This is a genomic window from Pseudomonas sp. CFBP13509 (genome assembly GCF_005233485.1).
In the GTDB taxonomy this organism is placed as follows: domain Bacteria; phylum Pseudomonadota; class Gammaproteobacteria; order Pseudomonadales; family Pseudomonadaceae; genus Aquipseudomonas; species Aquipseudomonas marginalis.
On the sequence record NZ_QGAA01000007.1, the window covers coordinates 151,365 to 165,896 of the forward strand.

General features: G+C 60.3%; 13 protein-coding genes. 9 read left to right on the forward strand and 4 right to left on the reverse strand.

The window, feature by feature from the left end; genetic code table 11:
• Positions 1-37 precede the first annotated feature (37 nt).
• Positions 38-1,294, forward strand: coding sequence for an NADP-dependent isocitrate dehydrogenase (gene icd / locus PspCFBP13509_RS13735; RefSeq protein ID WP_027606337.1), 1,257 nt, complete (start codon positions 38-40; stop codon positions 1,292-1,294).
• A gap of 81 nt (positions 1,295-1,375) precedes the next feature.
• Here icd and cspD read toward each other — a convergent pair whose 3' ends face one another.
• On the reverse strand, positions 1,376-1,654 hold the full coding sequence (gene cspD, locus PspCFBP13509_RS13740) for a cold shock domain-containing protein CspD (protein WP_043293603.1): 279 nt from the start codon (positions 1,652-1,654) through the stop codon (positions 1,376-1,378).
• Positions 1,655-1,878: 224 nt separating this feature from the next.
• On the opposite strand from cspD, the gene clpS reads away from it, so the two are divergent.
• Positions 1,879-2,247 carry an ATP-dependent Clp protease adapter ClpS gene (gene clpS, locus PspCFBP13509_RS13745; protein WP_010567912.1) on the forward strand — a complete coding sequence of 123 codons (369 nt, stop codon included), beginning with the start codon at positions 1,879-1,881 and terminating at the stop codon, positions 2,245-2,247.
• Between the two features lie 29 nt (positions 2,248-2,276).
• Positions 2,277-4,547, forward strand: a complete 2,271-nt coding sequence (gene clpA, locus PspCFBP13509_RS13750; protein WP_027606339.1) for an ATP-dependent Clp protease ATP-binding subunit ClpA — start codon at positions 2,277-2,279, stop codon at positions 4,545-4,547.
• 163 nt (positions 4,548-4,710) lie between these two features.
• Here the strand turns inward: clpA and infA are convergent, their stop codons facing one another.
• The 3 genes from infA to aat form a co-directional block, all read right to left on the reverse strand.
• Positions 4,711-4,929 (reverse strand): translation initiation factor IF-1, encoded by a 219-nt coding sequence (gene infA, locus PspCFBP13509_RS13755; RefSeq protein WP_002553999.1) that lies wholly within the window; start codon positions 4,927-4,929, stop codon positions 4,711-4,713.
• A 100-nt stretch (positions 4,930-5,029) separates the two neighbouring features.
• Positions 5,030-5,737, reverse strand: a complete 708-nt coding sequence (locus PspCFBP13509_RS13760) for an arginyltransferase (RefSeq protein WP_053128509.1) — start codon at positions 5,735-5,737, stop codon at positions 5,030-5,032.
• 55 nt (positions 5,738-5,792) lie between these two features.
• Positions 5,793-6,473, reverse strand: a complete 681-nt coding sequence (gene aat / locus PspCFBP13509_RS13765; RefSeq protein ID WP_137212178.1) for a leucyl/phenylalanyl-tRNA--protein transferase — start codon at positions 6,471-6,473, stop codon at positions 5,793-5,795.
• 498 nt (positions 6,474-6,971) lie between these two features.
• Here aat and PspCFBP13509_RS13775 point away from each other — a divergent pair, with 498 nt between their 5' ends.
• Genes PspCFBP13509_RS13775 through cysG form a run of 6 tightly spaced genes read left to right on the forward strand, consistent with a single transcriptional unit; the run spans position 6,972 to position 14,474 of the window.
• Positions 6,972-9,380, forward strand: a complete 2,409-nt coding sequence (locus tag PspCFBP13509_RS13775) for a DNA translocase FtsK (protein ID WP_065927074.1) — start codon at positions 6,972-6,974, stop codon at positions 9,378-9,380.
• A 54-nt stretch (positions 9,381-9,434) separates the two neighbouring features.
• Positions 9,435-10,058, forward strand: coding sequence for an outer membrane lipoprotein chaperone LolA (gene lolA / locus PspCFBP13509_RS13780; RefSeq protein ID WP_016975527.1), 624 nt, complete (start codon positions 9,435-9,437; stop codon positions 10,056-10,058).
• 27 nt (positions 10,059-10,085) lie between these two features.
• Positions 10,086-11,408, forward strand: coding sequence for a replication-associated recombination protein A (locus PspCFBP13509_RS13785; RefSeq protein ID WP_027606344.1), 1,323 nt, complete (start codon positions 10,086-10,088; stop codon positions 11,406-11,408).
• Positions 11,408-11,782: a fluoride efflux transporter CrcB gene (gene crcB / locus PspCFBP13509_RS13790; RefSeq protein WP_065948349.1), complete on the forward strand. Its 375-nt coding sequence runs from the start codon at positions 11,408-11,410 to the stop codon at positions 11,780-11,782. The genes PspCFBP13509_RS13785 and crcB overlap by 1 nt, the downstream gene beginning before the upstream one ends.
• Before the next feature lie 16 nt (positions 11,783-11,798).
• A complete protein-coding gene (gene serS / locus PspCFBP13509_RS13795; RefSeq protein ID WP_065948348.1) occupies positions 11,799-13,079 on the forward strand; it encodes a serine--tRNA ligase in 1,281 nt (426 codons plus the stop codon).
• Complete coding sequence (gene cysG / locus PspCFBP13509_RS13800; protein ID WP_065948347.1) at positions 13,080-14,474, forward strand: siroheme synthase CysG; 1,395 nt, start codon at positions 13,080-13,082, stop codon at positions 14,472-14,474.
• Positions 14,475-14,532: the final 58 nt, after the last annotated feature.

Genomic DNA, 14,532 nt, shown 5'->3' on the forward strand with positions numbered 1-14,532 from the left:
ACGCAGCCAGATGTTCAATCCATAGATGGAGTTCAGCATGGGATACAAGAAGATTCAGGTTCCGGCAGTCGGCGACAAAATCACCGTCAATGCAGACCATTCTCTCAATGTTCCTGACCAACCGATCATCCCGTATATCGAAGGTGACGGTATTGGCGTCGACATCAGCCCGGTGATGATCAAGGTGGTCGACGCCGCTGTTGAAAAGGCCTACGGCGGCAAGCGCAAGATCTCGTGGATGGAGGTGTACGCCGGCGAGAAAGCGACCCAGGTCTACGACCAGGACACCTGGCTGCCCCAGGAAACCCTGGATGCGGTCAAGGATTACGTGGTGTCCATCAAGGGCCCGCTGACCACTCCGGTAGGGGGCGGCATTCGTTCGCTGAACGTGGCCCTGCGTCAGCAACTCGACCTCTACGTGTGCCTGCGCCCGGTGCGCTGGTTCGAAGGTGTGCCCAGCCCGGTCAAGAAACCAGGCGATGTGGACATGACCATCTTTCGCGAAAACTCCGAAGATATTTACGCCGGGATCGAGTGGAAGGCCGGCTCGCCGGAAGCGACAAAGGTCATCAAGTTCCTCAAGGAGGAAATGGGCGTCACCAAGATTCGTTTCGATCAGGATTGCGGCATTGGTATCAAGCCGGTATCGCTGGAAGGCACCAAGCGCCTGGCGCGCAAGGCCCTGCAATATGTAGTGGATAACGATCGCGACTCGCTGACCATCGTGCACAAAGGCAACATCATGAAGTTCACCGAAGGGGCCTTCAAGGAATGGGCCTACGAAGTGGCGGCTGAAGAATTCGGTGCGACCCTGCTGGATGGCGGCCCGTGGATGCAGTTCAAGAACCCGAAGACCGGCAAGAATGTAGTGGTCAAGGATGCCATCGCCGATGCCATGCTCCAGCAGATCCTGTTGCGTCCGGCCGAGTATGACGTGATCGCGACCCTCAACCTGAACGGCGACTACCTGTCCGACGCCCTGGCGGCAGAGGTGGGCGGTATCGGGATTGCGCCGGGTGCCAATCTGTCCGACACCGTTGCCATGTTCGAGGCGACCCACGGTACTGCGCCCAAGTATGCGGGCAAGGACCAGGTCAACCCGGGTTCATTGATCCTGTCGGCGGAAATGATGCTGCGTCATATGGGCTGGACCGAAGCGGCCGACTTGATCATCAAGGGCACCAACGGTGCTATCTCGGCCAAGACCGTGACTTATGACTTCGAACGCCTGATGGATGGCGCGAAGCTGGTGTCTTCGTCGGGCTTTGGGGATGCATTGATTTCGCACATGTAAAAGCCTGGTACAAAAAAACCGGCCAACCCAAGTCGATCGGGTGGCCGGTTTTTTATCGCATGTCACTCGCTTCGCGGGGTGTCAGGCCGTTTGTTTCTTTTCGTTATGAGCGGTTGATGGCGTGTTTTTTTCATGTGTTTCGGCTTTCACTGCACCGATATTCACGGCGTGCAGCCCTTTCGGTCCTTGAATGATTTCAAAGCTCACAGCTTGGCCCGCCTTCAGCGTTTTGTACCCATCCATGTTAATCGCTGAATAGTGCGCAAAAAGGTCCTCGGTTTTACCGTCTTCATTAACAAAGCCATATCCCTTGGCGTTGTTGAACCACTTGACCTTGCCACTGATCTTGACGCCAGACATACCCATATCCCTCTGCACCAGACTCCATCACTGGAGTATCATCCAGTTTATCCGTCCTAACCCGAATAAATAAGGTTGACTGCGCGGACCTTTTTTACCCACTGTGGGTTCTATTGGTTGTAACACCGATTTGCCGATAGTCAAGGCGACTGAGCGGTCAGAGTTGAAATTCTGACAGGTCGCCCCCACCACTGTATTTGAACCACTGACGAACCTTTCTTTCCATGCATGCAATCAGCCAGATTCGACTAACATTCAATCAGGATCGACCGGATCACGAACACGATGACGACGGTTCTGCAGGCATTGCTGTTCAGGAGGCCAAGCCTGCTTTACAGGCGCCGCCGATGTACAAGGTGGTTTTGTTCAACGATGACTACACACCGATGGATTTCGTGGTCGAAGTGCTCGAGGTGTTTTTTAACCTGAACCGCGAGTTGGCGACCAAGGTAATGCTGGCCGTTCACACAGAAGGACGGGCAGTATGTGGAGTGTTTACCCGTGACATCGCCGAGACAAAGGCCATGCAGGTCAACCAGTACGCCAGGGAAAGCCAGCATCCGCTACTCTGTGAAATCGAGAAGGACGGTTAACGCCGACCACTTGGGTATGAGGTGAAGCTATGTTAAACCGCGAGCTCGAAGTCACCCTCAATCTTGCCTTCAAGGAGGCTCGTTCGAAGCGTCATGAATTCATGACCGTCGAACACCTGCTGCTGGCACTTTTGGATAACGAAGCTGCCGCCACGGTACTACGTGCGTGCGGCGCCAATCTCGACAAGCTCAAGCATGACCTGCAGGAGTTTATCGACTCCACCACGCCACTGATCCCCGTGCATGACGAGGACCGTGAGACCCAGCCAACCCTGGGCTTCCAGCGGGTATTGCAGCGTGCTGTTTTCCACGTACAGAGCTCCGGTAAGCGTGAAGTCACAGGCGCCAATGTGCTTGTGGCGATCTTCAGCGAACAGGAAAGCCAGGCAGTGTTCCTGCTCAAGCAGCAAAGCGTTGCCCGTATCGATGTCGTCAACTACATCGCCCACGGTATCTCCAAGGTGCCTGGGCACGGCGATCATTCCGAGGGTGAGCAGGATATGCAGGACGACGAGGGCGGTGAGTCTTCTTCTTCAAGCAACCCGCTGGATGCCTATGCCAGCAACCTCAATGAGCTGGCGCGCCAGGGGCGGATCGATCCGTTGGTGGGGCGTGAGCTTGAGGTGGAGCGCGTAGCGCAGATCCTGGCGCGCCGTCGCAAGAACAACCCGTTGCTGGTGGGTGAGGCGGGCGTGGGCAAGACCGCGATTGCCGAAGGCCTGGCCAAGCGCATCGTCGACAACCAGGTGCCGGACCTGCTGGCCAATAGTGTCGTCTACTCCCTTGACCTGGGCGCGTTGCTCGCCGGGACCAAGTACCGTGGCGATTTCGAGAAGCGCTTCAAGGCCCTGCTCGGCGAGCTGAAAAAACGCCCGCAGGCGATCCTGTTCATCGACGAGATCCACACCATCATTGGTGCCGGTGCGGCATCCGGTGGTGTGATGGACGCCTCCAACCTGCTCAAGCCGTTACTGTCGTCGGGTGATATCCGCTGCATCGGTTCGACCACCTTCCAGGAATTCCGCGGCATCTTCGAGAAAGATCGTGCCTTGGCGCGTCGCTTCCAGAAAGTCGACGTGTCCGAGCCGTCGGTCGAAGACACCATCGGCATCCTGCGCGGGCTCAAGGGGCGGTTTGAAGCGCACCACGGCATCGAGTACACCGATGAGGCGCTGCGTGCGGCCGCCGAGTTGGCGTCGCGCTACATCAATGACCGGCACATGCCGGACAAGGCCATCGATGTGATCGACGAGGCAGGGGCCTACCAGCGCCTGCAGCCGGTCGAGAAGCGTGTGAAGCGCATCGACGTGCCTCAGGTCGAGGACATTGTCGCGAAGATCGCGCGGATTCCGCCAAAACACGTCAACAGTTCCGACAAGGAGCTGCTGCGTAACCTGGAGCGCGACCTCAAGCTCACCGTGTTCGGCCAGGACGCAGCGATCGACGCGCTGTCCACCGCGATCAAGCTGTCGCGTGCGGGCCTCAAGTCGCCGGACAAGCCTGTCGGTTCGTTCCTGTTCGCCGGTCCTACCGGTGTCGGCAAGACCGAGGCGGCGCGGCAATTGGCCAAGGCCATGGGGATCGAGCTGGTGCGCTTCGACATGTCCGAATATATGGAGCGTCACACCGTGTCGCGCCTGATCGGTGCGCCTCCGGGCTATGTCGGTTTCGACCAGGGCGGCCTGTTGACCGAGGCGATTACCAAGCAGCCCCATTGCGTACTGCTGCTCGATGAAATCGAGAAGGCCCACCCGGAAGTCTTCAACCTGCTGCTGCAGGTAATGGACCACGGGACCCTGACCGACAATAACGGGCGCAAGGCGGACTTCCGCAATGTCATCCTGATCATGACCACCAACGCCGGTGCCGAGACGGCCGCGCGGGCTTCGATCGGCTTTACCCACCAGGATCACTCGTCCGATGCGATGGAAGTGATCAAGAAGAGCTTCACGCCGGAGTTCCGCAACCGCCTGGATACCATTATCCAGTTTGGTCGCCTCAGCCATGAGGTCATCAAGAGTGTGGTGGACAAGTTCCTTACCGAGCTTCAGGCGCAGTTGGAAGACAAGCGCGTGCAACTGGATGTCACGGAAGCGGCACGCAGCTGGATCGCCGAAGGTGGCTACGACGCGGCAATGGGCGCTCGCCCGATGGCGCGCCTGATCCAGGACAAGATCAAGCGGCCGCTGGCCGAAGAGATCCTGTTTGGCGAGCTTTCCGACCATGGTGGCGTGGTGCATATCGACCTGAAGGATGGCGAGCTGACCTTCGAGTTCGAAACCACGGCTGAAATGGCCTGATCGTTCTGCAATAACGCAAAAGGCGCCGAAAGGCGCCTTTTTGCTGTCTTGAAATGCAATTCTCAGAATGGGGCTTGCCCCCTCCCACAGGATCCCTTGGTGTTGGAGAAATCCCATGCACACAAAAACGCCCGGCATAACCGGGCGTTTTGTATTGACTTGCTTAGCGAGCGCGGTAAGTGATGCGCCCTTTGCTCAAGTCATAGGGCGTCAGCTCGACGCGCACTTTGTCACCGGTAAGAATACGAATGTAGTTCTTGCGCATCTTGCCGGAGATATGCGCGGTTACGACGTGCCCATTTTCCAACTCCACACGAAACATGGTGTTGGGCAGGGTGTCGACGACAGTGCCTTCCATTTCGAAGCTGTCTTCTTTCGACATGCAGTAAAGCCCTCGGTATCCAGTGAATGGCCCGGTGCAACTGCGCCAGGCAAAAGCGGCGTGCATTGTGCCCGAAAAAGGGTGTTTAAGCCAAGGGGTTCTAGTTAAGCGTGACCCATCTTTGATTAATCAGCAGTTCTATGGGGCGATATTGGGTCTTGTAGTTCATTTTTTTGCAGTTCTTGATCCAGTATCCGAGGTACACCGCCTCCAGTTCCAGGCGCAGTGCTTCACCGATTTGCCAGAGGATCGCGAAACGCCCGAGGCTGCGCCGCTCTTCGGCTGGCTCGTAGAAGGTGTAGACCGCTGATAGGCCGTTAGGCAGCAAATCGGTCACGGCGACGGCCACCAGGCGGCCGTCCGCGCGAAATTCGTAAAAGCGCGAGAACGGCAGGTCACGCACCAGGAAGGTGGAAAACTGGTCGCGGCTGGGTGGGAACATATCGCCGTCGGCGTGGCGCTGCTCGATATAGCGCTGGTACAGGTCGAAGTATTCTTCGGTAAATCGCGGCTTGGCAGCTGTCACCGTCAGGTCTGCGTTGCGCTTGAGGATGCGCTTCTGATTGCGGTCCGGCAGAAACTGCGCCACGGGGATGCGTGCCGGCACGCAGGCATTGCAGTTCTGGCAGTGGGGCCGGTACAGATGATCGCCGCTGCGTCGAAAACCCATTTCCGAGAGATCGGCATACACGTGCACATCCATTGGCTGGCTGGGGTCGAGGAACAGCGTGGTGGCCTGCTCGTCGGGCAGATAGCTGCAAGAGTGGGGTTGAGTGGCATAAAACTTCAAGCGCGCCAACTCGGTCATGATCAACCCTCGGATAAGCTTTGAAATAAGTGTAAGCCAGGTGTGCGGATGTCGCCTAAGAAACCCATGGCCCGGAATTGCGTTGGTCCAGGTGGTCTTTTAGGAAATCGGCAAATTCACTGCGAGGAATGGCGCGAGCACCCAGGCTATGCAGGTGATCATTGGGCATCTGGCAGTCGATCAGTACAAAGCCCCAGGCCTGCAATTGCCGGGTCAATGTAGCAAAGCCGAATTTCGAGGCATTGTCGGCACGGCTGAACATGGATTCGCCAAAAAACAGCTGGCCCATCGCCAGGCCATACAGTCCGCCCACCAGCACGCCTTCGTCCCATACCTCAACCGAATGTGCATAGCCGCGCTGATGCAGTTCCAGATAGGCGCGCTGGATACCTTCGGTGATCCAAGTGCCATCGGCATACGCACGCGGCGCGGCGCACGCCTGGATGACGGCGGCAAAGTCCTGGTCGAAGGTCACGGTATAGCGCTGCTGGCGCAATAGTTTGCCCAGGCTGCGGGAGACATGCAGCTCGTCGGGGAATATCACGGTGCGCGGGTCCGGCGACCACCAGAGGATCGGCTGGCCCTCCGAGAACCAGGGAAAGCAACCGTGGCGGTAGGCTTGCACCAGTCGCTCGGCCGACAGGTCGCCACCGGCGGCGAGCAGGCCATTGGGTTCACGCATGGCCTTGGCCAGCGGGGGAAATGTCAGTGAGTCGCGTTGTAACCAGGTCAGCATGGCATCCAGGCTTGCGGAAGGGGAGGGGAGTGGCAGGCGGATCGCCTGCCCCAAGGGGTGTGATTATTGTCGACGCAGCGCTGTGGGGCCAGCCCGAATCGGCTGTTGGCGTGCATAAGCGTGAGCGGGTGTTTCTGCAACTCTCTGCGTGAGGCGTGGTCGTAATCGGGTCTGGCCCATGCAGGCCATTTGCCAAGCTTGCCTGGATTGGTAAAAACAGCTCATAAGCCTTTGTCAGCAAAGACAATGCATGCTCAAATTGAACATGTTGTGACACACAATTGGCTATGCTGCCTGAAGAAAGCCAAGTGGCGTGGCAACCGCAACACAAACCCGTACAATGCGGCCATTGTGGCGTTATCGCCATTTCATCCAGCAATCGCCCAGTGTTAAAAGTAGATTCCACGACGTTCGTTCATTTTTCAGCTGCTCGGATTGGGCAGTATTTGCACTTATTCAACAGATGGACGCGCTAACAGGCGCAGGAAAAGACCCGTTTTGAAGAAATCCGCCGCAACACCTAAAGCAGCCGTCGTGCCGGCCTGGCGCCAGCACCTGCACTATCGACTCAAGGAAGGCGCGCTGATCGCTATCGGCGCGCTGTGCCTGTTCCTGATGATGGCCTTGCTCACCTATGGCAAGGACGATCCGGGCTGGAGCCACAACAGCAAGATCGAAGACGTGCAGAACTTCGGTGGGCCTGCCGGTTCCTACAGCGCCGATATCCTGTTCATGGTGCTGGGTTACTTCGCCTATATCTTCCCGCTGTTACTGGCGATCAAGACCTGGCAGATCTTCCGCCAGCGTCATGAGCCGTGGCAGTGGAGCGGCTGGCTGTTTTCGTGGCGCCTGATCGGCCTGGTATTCCTGGTGCTGTCCGGTGCCGCCCTGGCGCATATTCATTTCCACGCACCCACCGGCCTGCCGGCGGGCGCGGGTGGGGCGCTGGGCGAGAGCCTCGGCGACCTGGCGCGCAAGACCCTGAATATCCAGGGCAGCACCCTGATGTTTATCGCGCTGTTCCTGTTTGGCCTCACCGTGTTCACCGACCTGTCGTGGTTCAAGGTGATGGACGTGACGGGCAAGATCACCCTCGACCTGCTGGAGCTGTTCCAGGGCGCTGCCAACCGCTGGTGGGCCGCCCGGGTCGAACGCAAGCGCATGGTGGCCCAGTTGCGCGAGGTGGATACCCGCGTCAACGAAGTGGTGGCCCCAAGCACACCGGACCGCCGTGAGCAGGCCAAGGTCAAGGAACGCCTGATCGAACGCGAGCAGGCCCTGAGCAAGCACATGTCGGACCGCGAGAAGCAGGTGCCGCCGGTGATCGCCCCGGCGCCGCCCAAGCCGGCCGAGCCAAGCCATCGCGTGCAGAAAGAGAAACAGGCGCCGTTGTTTGTCGACAGCGCCGTGGAAGGCACCTTGCCGCCGATCTCGATCCTCGACCCGGCCGAAAAGAAACAGCTCAACTATTCCCCTGAGTCCCTGGCGGCCGTCGGCCATCTGCTGGAAATCAAACTCAAGGAATTCGGCGTCGAGGTGTCGGTGGACTCGATCCATCCCGGCCCGGTGATTACCCGTTACGAAATCCAGCCGGCTGCCGGCGTCAAGGTCAGCCGCATTTCCAACCTGGCCAAGGACCTGGCGCGCTCCCTGGCCGTGACCAGCGTGCGCGTGGTGGAAGTGATCCCGGGCAAGACGACCGTGGGTATCGAGATTCCCAACGAAGATCGCCAGATCGTGCGCTTCTCCGAAGTGCTGTCGACGCCCGAATACGACAACTTCAAGTCGCCGGTCACCCTGGCCCTGGGCCACGACATCGGCGGCAAGCCGGTGATCACCGACCTCGCCAAAATGCCTCACCTGCTGGTGGCCGGTACCACCGGTTCGGGTAAATCGGTGGGCGTGAACGCGATGATCCTGTCGATCCTGTTCAAGTCCGGCCCGGAAGACGCCAAGCTGATCATGATCGACCCGAAGATGCTCGAACTGTCGATCTATGAAGGCATTCCGCACCTGCTCTGCCCGGTGGTCACTGACATGAAGGACGCCGCCAACGCCCTGCGCTGGAGCGTTGCCGAGATGGAGCGCCGCTACAAGCTGATGGCGAAGATGGGCGTGCGTAACCTGTCGGGCTTCAACGCCAAGGTCAAGGAAGCCCAGGACGCCGGCACGCCGCTGACCGACCCGCTGTACAAGCGCGAAAGTATCCACGACGAAGCACCGCTGTTGAGCAAGCTGCCGACCATCGTGGTGGTGGTCGACGAGTTTGCCGACATGATGATGATCGTCGGCAAGAAGGTCGAAGAGCTGATCGCGCGTATCGCCCAGAAGGCGCGGGCGGCCGGTATTCACTTGATCCTCGCCACCCAGCGTCCGTCGGTGGACGTGATCACCGGCCTGATCAAGGCCAACATCCCGACCCGCATGGCGTTCCAGGTGTCGAGCAAGATCGACTCACGGACCATCATCGACCAGGGCGGTGCCGAGCAACTGCTGGGCCACGGTGACATGCTCTACATGCCGCCGGGTACCAGCCTGCCGATCCGGGTCCACGGCGCCTTCGTCTCCGACGATGAAGTGCACCGCGTGGTGGAGGCCTGGAAGCTGCGTGGCGCGCCCGAATACAACGACGACATCCTCGCCGGTGTCGAAGAGGCCGGCAGCGGCTTCGACGGTGGTAGCAGCGGTGGCGACGATGATGCCGAAACCGACGCGCTGTATGACGAAGCCGTGGCGTTCGTGCTGGAAAGCCGCCGCGCCTCGATTTCTGCGGTGCAGCGCAAGCTGAAGATCGGCTATAACCGCGCTGCGCGCATGATCGAAGCCATGGAAAACGCTGGCGTCGTCACTGCAATGAACACCAACGGCTCGCGCGAAGTCATCGCCCCCGGGCAGATGCGCGACTGATTCCGTGCCGCGTGGCAGCACGCGGCGCGCCCTTACGACTCAATGAGGACTCCCATGCGTCTTATCCGCATGCTGTTGTTGCCGGCACTGGCCCTGACCGCTGTTTCGGCCCACGCTGACCCGGCCTCCGTCGCCAGCCTGAAAAACCTGTTGGACAAATCCCAGACCCTGACTGCGCGCTTCTCCCAGCTCACCCTGGATGCCGGTGGCACCCAGTTGCAGGAAACCGCCGGCGAGATGGCCGTGCAGCGCCCAGGGTTGTTCTACTGGCACACCGAAGGCAAGGCCGAGCAGACCATCGTCTCGGACGGCCAGAAAGTCACCCTGTGGGACCCGGACCTGGAGCAGGCGACCATCAAGAAGCTCGACCCGCGCCTGAACCAGACGCCGGCGCTGCTGCTGTCGGGCGATGTGTCGAAAATCAACGACAGCTTCGACATCACCTCCAAGCAAACCAGCAACGTGATCGAGTTCACCCTCAAGCCGAAATCCAAGGACACGTTGTTTGACACGCTGTCCCTGTCGTTCGGCAACGGCGTGATCAATAACATGCGCCTGGTCGACAGCGTCGGCCAGCGCACCGATATCCTGTTCTCCGGGGTCAAGGCCAACCAGCCGGTACCGGCGTCCAAGTTCAAGTTCGACATCCCCAAGGGTGCCGACGTGATCCAGGAATAAACTGCCCAGAGGTTTCAAACGCTGCCCATGGATCTGTTTCGAAGTGACCCGATTGCCCAGCCTTTGGCCGCGCGCCTGCGCTCGACCAACCTGGATGAGTACGTCGGTCAGGAACACCTGCTCGCTCGCGGCAAGCCTTTGCGCGAAGCCCTGGAGCAGGGTGCGCTGCACTCGATGATTTTCTGGGGGCCGCCGGGCGTGGGTAAGACCACCCTGGCGCGGCTGCTGGCAAAAGTCTCGGATGCACACTTCGAAACGGTCTCGGCCGTGCTGGCCGGGGTCAAGGAGATCCGCCAGGCCGTCGAGGTGGCCAAGCAGCAGGCCGGACAGTACGGCAAGCGCACCATCCTGTTTGTCGACGAAGTGCATCGCTTCAACAAGTCGCAGCAGGATGCGTTTTTGCCCTACGTCGAGGATGGCACGCTGATTTTTATCGGTGCCACCACCGAAAACCCTTCGTTTGAATTGAACAATGCGTTGCTCTCGCGGGCGCGGGTCTATGTGCTCAAGAGCCTCGATGAAGCCGCGATGCAAAAGCTGTTGCACCGCGCCCTGAGCGAAGACAAGGGCTTGGGCAAGCGCCAACTGAGCCTCAGCGATGAAGGCTTCAAGATTCTGCTAAGCGCCGCCGATGGTGATGGCCGGCGCTTTCTCAACCTGCTGGAGAACGCCTCCGACCTGGCCGAAGACGGCAGCGAGATTGGCGTCGACCTGCTGCAAAGCCTGCTCGGCGATACGCGTCGGCGTTTCGACAAGGGCGGCGAAGCCTTCTACGACCAGATTTCGGCGCTGCACAAATCCGTGCGCGGCTCCAACCCGGACGGCGCGCTGTATTGGTTTGCGCGCATGATCGACGGCGGCTGCGACCCGCTGTACCTGGCGCGCCGCGTGGTGCGCATGGCCAGTGAAGACATCGGCAACGCCGACCCGCGCGCCCTGAGCCTGTGCCTGGCGGCCTGGGAAGTGCAGGAGCGCCTCGGCAGCCCGGAAGGTGAGCTGGCGGTGGCCCAGGCCATCACGTACCTGGCCTGCGCGCCGAAAAGCAACGCGGTGTACATGGGCTTCAAGTCCGCCCTGCGTGCGGCCGCCGAACACGGCTCCCTCGAAGTGCCGCTGCACCTGCGCAATGCGCCGACCAAGTTGATGAAACAACTGGGCTACGGTGATGAATACCGCTATGCCCATGATGAGCCGGACGCCTATGCCGCCGGCGAAGACTATTTCCCCGACGAGCTTGAGCCGCAGCCGTTCTACCAGCCGGTGCCCCGTGGCCTGGAGCTGAAGATCGGTGAAAAGCTCAATCACCTCGCCCAACTCGACCGCCTCAGCCCAAAACAGCGGAGAAAGTAGTGTTCAAGACGATTCTTGCCGTGTCCGCAGCCGGCATCGCTGGTACATTATTGCGTTTCGCCACCGGTACTTGGGTGAGCGCCCATTGGCCGAAGCATTTTTATGCGGCGACCCTGGCGGTCAACCTGGTGGGTTGCCTGATCATCGGGTTGTTGTACGGCTGGTTCCTGTTGCGCCCGGAAGTACCGATTGAAATTCGCGCCGGCTTGATTGTCGGCTTTGTAGGCGGTCTGACGACCTTTTCATCCTTTTCACTGGATACGCTGCGCCTGCTGGAAAGCGGGCAGGCCCTGGTCGCCTTCGGGTACCTCGGCATCAGCGTGTTCGGCGGGCTGCTCGCCACCTGGGCCGGCCTGTCCTTGACCAAACTTTGATAAACGAGAGACCGACATGCTCGATTCCAAACTGTTACGTAGCAACCTTCAGGACGTAGCGGACCGCCTGGCATCCCGTGGCTTTGCCTTGGATGTTGCGCGCATCGAAGCGCTGGAAGAACAGCGCAAGACCGTCCAGACCCGCACCGAAGCACTGCAGGCTGAGCGGAATGCGCGTTCCAAATCCATCGGTCAGGCCAAGCAACGTGGCGAAGACATCGCGCCGTTGATGGCGGACGTCGAGCGCATGGGCACCGAGCTGTCCGACGGCAAGGTCGAGCTGGAAGGCATTCAGTCCGAGCTGGATTCGATCCTGTTGGGTATTCCCAACCTGCCGCACGAGTCCGTGCCGATTGGCGAAGACGAAGACGGCAACGTCGAAGTGCGTCGCTGGGGCACGCCAAAAGCGTTTGATTTCGAGATCAAGGACCACGTCGCCCTGGGCGAATTGACTGGCGGCCTGGATTTCGAAACCGCCGCCAAGATGTCCGGTGCACGCTTTGCCTTGCTGCGCGGCCCGATCGCACGCATGCACCGTGCCCTGGCGCAGTTCATGATCAACCTGCACACCGGCGAGCACGGTTACGAAGAGGCCTACACCCCGTACCTGGTACAGGCGCCGGCGCTGATGGGCACCAGCCAGCTGCCGAAGTTCGAGGAGGACCTGTTCAAGATCAGCCGCGATGGCGAAGCCGATCTGTACCTGATCCCGACCGCCGAAGTGTCGCTGACCAATATCGTTGCGGGCGAGATCCTCGATGCCAAGCAACTGCCGCTCAAGTTCGTCGCCCACAGCCCGTGCTTCCGCAGTGAAGCCGGGGCGTCGGGTCGTGACACCCGCGGCATGATCCGCCAGCACCAGTTCGACAAGGTCGAGATGGTGCAAGTGGTTGAGCCGTCGACCTCCATGGACGCCCTGGAAGGCCTGACCGCCAACGCCGAACGCGTCCTGCAGCTGCTGGAGCTGCCGTACCGCGTCCTGGCGCTGTGCACCGGCGACATGGGTTTCAGCGCCGTGAAGACCTACGACCTCGAAGTGTGGGTACCCAGCCAGGACAAATACCGCGAGATTTCCTCGTGCTCCAACTGCGGTGATTTCCAGGCCCGGCGCATGCAGGCGCGTTTCCGTAACCCGGAAACCGGCAAGCCGGAGCTGGTGCACACCCTCAACGGTTCGGGCCTGGCTGTAGGTCGTACCCTGGTGGCGGTGCTGGAAAACTACCAGCAGGCTGACGGTTCGATCCGCGTACCTGAAGTGCTCAAGCCTTACATGGCGGGCGTCGAGGTCATCCGCTAAATGGAATTCCTGCCGCTGTTTCATAACCTGCGCGGCAGTCGTGTGCTGGTCGTCGGTGGGGGGGAGATTGCCTTGCGCAAATCCCGCCTGCTGGCTGACGCCGGCGCAGTGCTGCGGGTGGTTGCTCCCCAGATCGAAGACCAGTTGCGTGAGTTGGTGCATGGCAGTGGCGGGGAAATGATTCTGCGCGGTTATCAGGAGGCCGACCTGGAAGGCTGCACCCTGATCATCGCGGCGACCGACGACGAGCCACTGAACGCGCAAGTGTCCAGTGACGCCAAGCGTCGTTGCGTTCCGGTCAATGTGGTGGACGCGCCGGCCTTGTGCAGCGTGATTTTCCCGGCGATTGTCGACCGTTCGCCCTTGGTGATCGCGGTGTCCAGCGGCGGCGATGCGCCGGTGCTGGCGCGCTTGATCCGCGCCAAGCTGGAAACCTGGATTCCGTCCACCTACGGCCAGTTGGCCGGGCTGGCGGCGCGCTTTCGTGCCCAGGTCAAAGGTTTGTACCCGGATGTGCAGCAGCGTCGGGCGTTCTGGGAAGAAGTGTTCCAAGGGCCGATTGCCGACCGTCAGTTGGCCGGGCAGGGCGATGAGGCTGAGCGTCTGTTGATCGAAAAGGTCAACGGCGCACCGCCTTATGCGCCGGGCGAGGTGTACCTGGTCGGTGCCGGCCCGGGCGACCCGGACCTGCTGACCTTCCGTGCCCTGCGCCTGATGCAGCAAGCCGACGTGGTGCTGTACGACCGTTTGGTGGCGCCGGCGATTCTGGAGCTATGCCGTCGTGATGCCGAGCGCATCTACGTCGGCAAGCGCCGCGCCGACCACGCCGTGCCGCAAGACCAGATCAACCAGCAACTGGTGGACCTGGCCAAGCAAGGCAAGCGCGTGCTGCGCCTCAAGGGGGGCGATCCGTTCATCTTTGGTCGTGGCGGTGAAGAAATCGAGGAACTGGCGGCTCATGGCATCCCGTTCCAGGTGGTGCCGGGGATCACCGCAGCCAGTGGTTGCGCGGCGTACGCCGGGATTCCGCTGACCCATCGCGACTACGCACAGTCGGTACGCTTTATCACCGGGCACTTGAAGAACGGGACGTCGGACCTGCCTTGGAGTGACCTGGTAGGGCCGTCGCAGACCCTGGTGTTCTACATGGGCTTGATTGGCTTGCCGATCATCTGTGAGCAACTGATCAAGCATGGGCGTGCCGCGGATACCCCGGCGGCGTTGATCCAGCAGGGCACCACGTCCAACCAGCGCGTGTTTACCGGCACCCTGGCGGACTTGCCGCGCATGGTGGCGGAGCATGAAGTGCATGCGCCGACGCTGGTGATCGTCGGTGAGGTGGTGGTGCTGCGCGAGAAGCTGAAGTGGTTTGAAGGCGCCCAGTCACAAGTCTGAGCACCTGCGCACACATCGACTGTAGGAGCGAGCTTGCTCGCGAAAATCGTCAACGATA

Excerpts from the sequence above, each read along its gene's own strand:
- cspD (WP_043293603.1), bottom strand. The coding sequence starts at position 1,654 with ATGTCTGGCGTCAAGATCAGTGGCAAGGTCAAGTGGTTCAACAACGCC.
- clpS (WP_010567912.1), top strand. The coding sequence starts at position 1,879 with ATGCATGCAATCAGCCAGATTCGACTAACATTCAATCAGGATCGACCG.
- PspCFBP13509_RS13760 (WP_053128509.1), bottom strand. The coding sequence starts at position 5,737 with ATGACCGAGTTGGCGCGCTTGAAGTTTTATGCCACTCAACCCCACTCT.
- PspCFBP13509_RS13785 (WP_027606344.1), top strand. The coding sequence starts at position 10,086 with ATGGATCTGTTTCGAAGTGACCCGATTGCCCAGCCTTTGGCCGCGCGC.
- icd (WP_027606337.1), top strand. The coding sequence starts at position 38 with ATGGGATACAAGAAGATTCAGGTTCCGGCAGTCGGCGACAAAATCACC.
- serS (WP_065948348.1), top strand. The coding sequence starts at position 11,799 with ATGCTCGATTCCAAACTGTTACGTAGCAACCTTCAGGACGTAGCGGAC.
- lolA (WP_016975527.1), top strand. The coding sequence starts at position 9,435 with ATGCGTCTTATCCGCATGCTGTTGTTGCCGGCACTGGCCCTGACCGCT.
- aat (WP_137212178.1), bottom strand. The coding sequence starts at position 6,473 with ATGCTGACCTGGTTACAACGCGACTCACTGACATTTCCCCCGCTGGCC.
- infA (WP_002553999.1), bottom strand. The coding sequence starts at position 4,929 with ATGTCGAAAGAAGACAGCTTCGAAATGGAAGGCACTGTCGTCGACACC.
- cysG (WP_065948347.1), top strand. The coding sequence starts at position 13,080 with ATGGAATTCCTGCCGCTGTTTCATAACCTGCGCGGCAGTCGTGTGCTG.
- clpA (WP_027606339.1), top strand. The coding sequence starts at position 2,277 with ATGTTAAACCGCGAGCTCGAAGTCACCCTCAATCTTGCCTTCAAGGAG.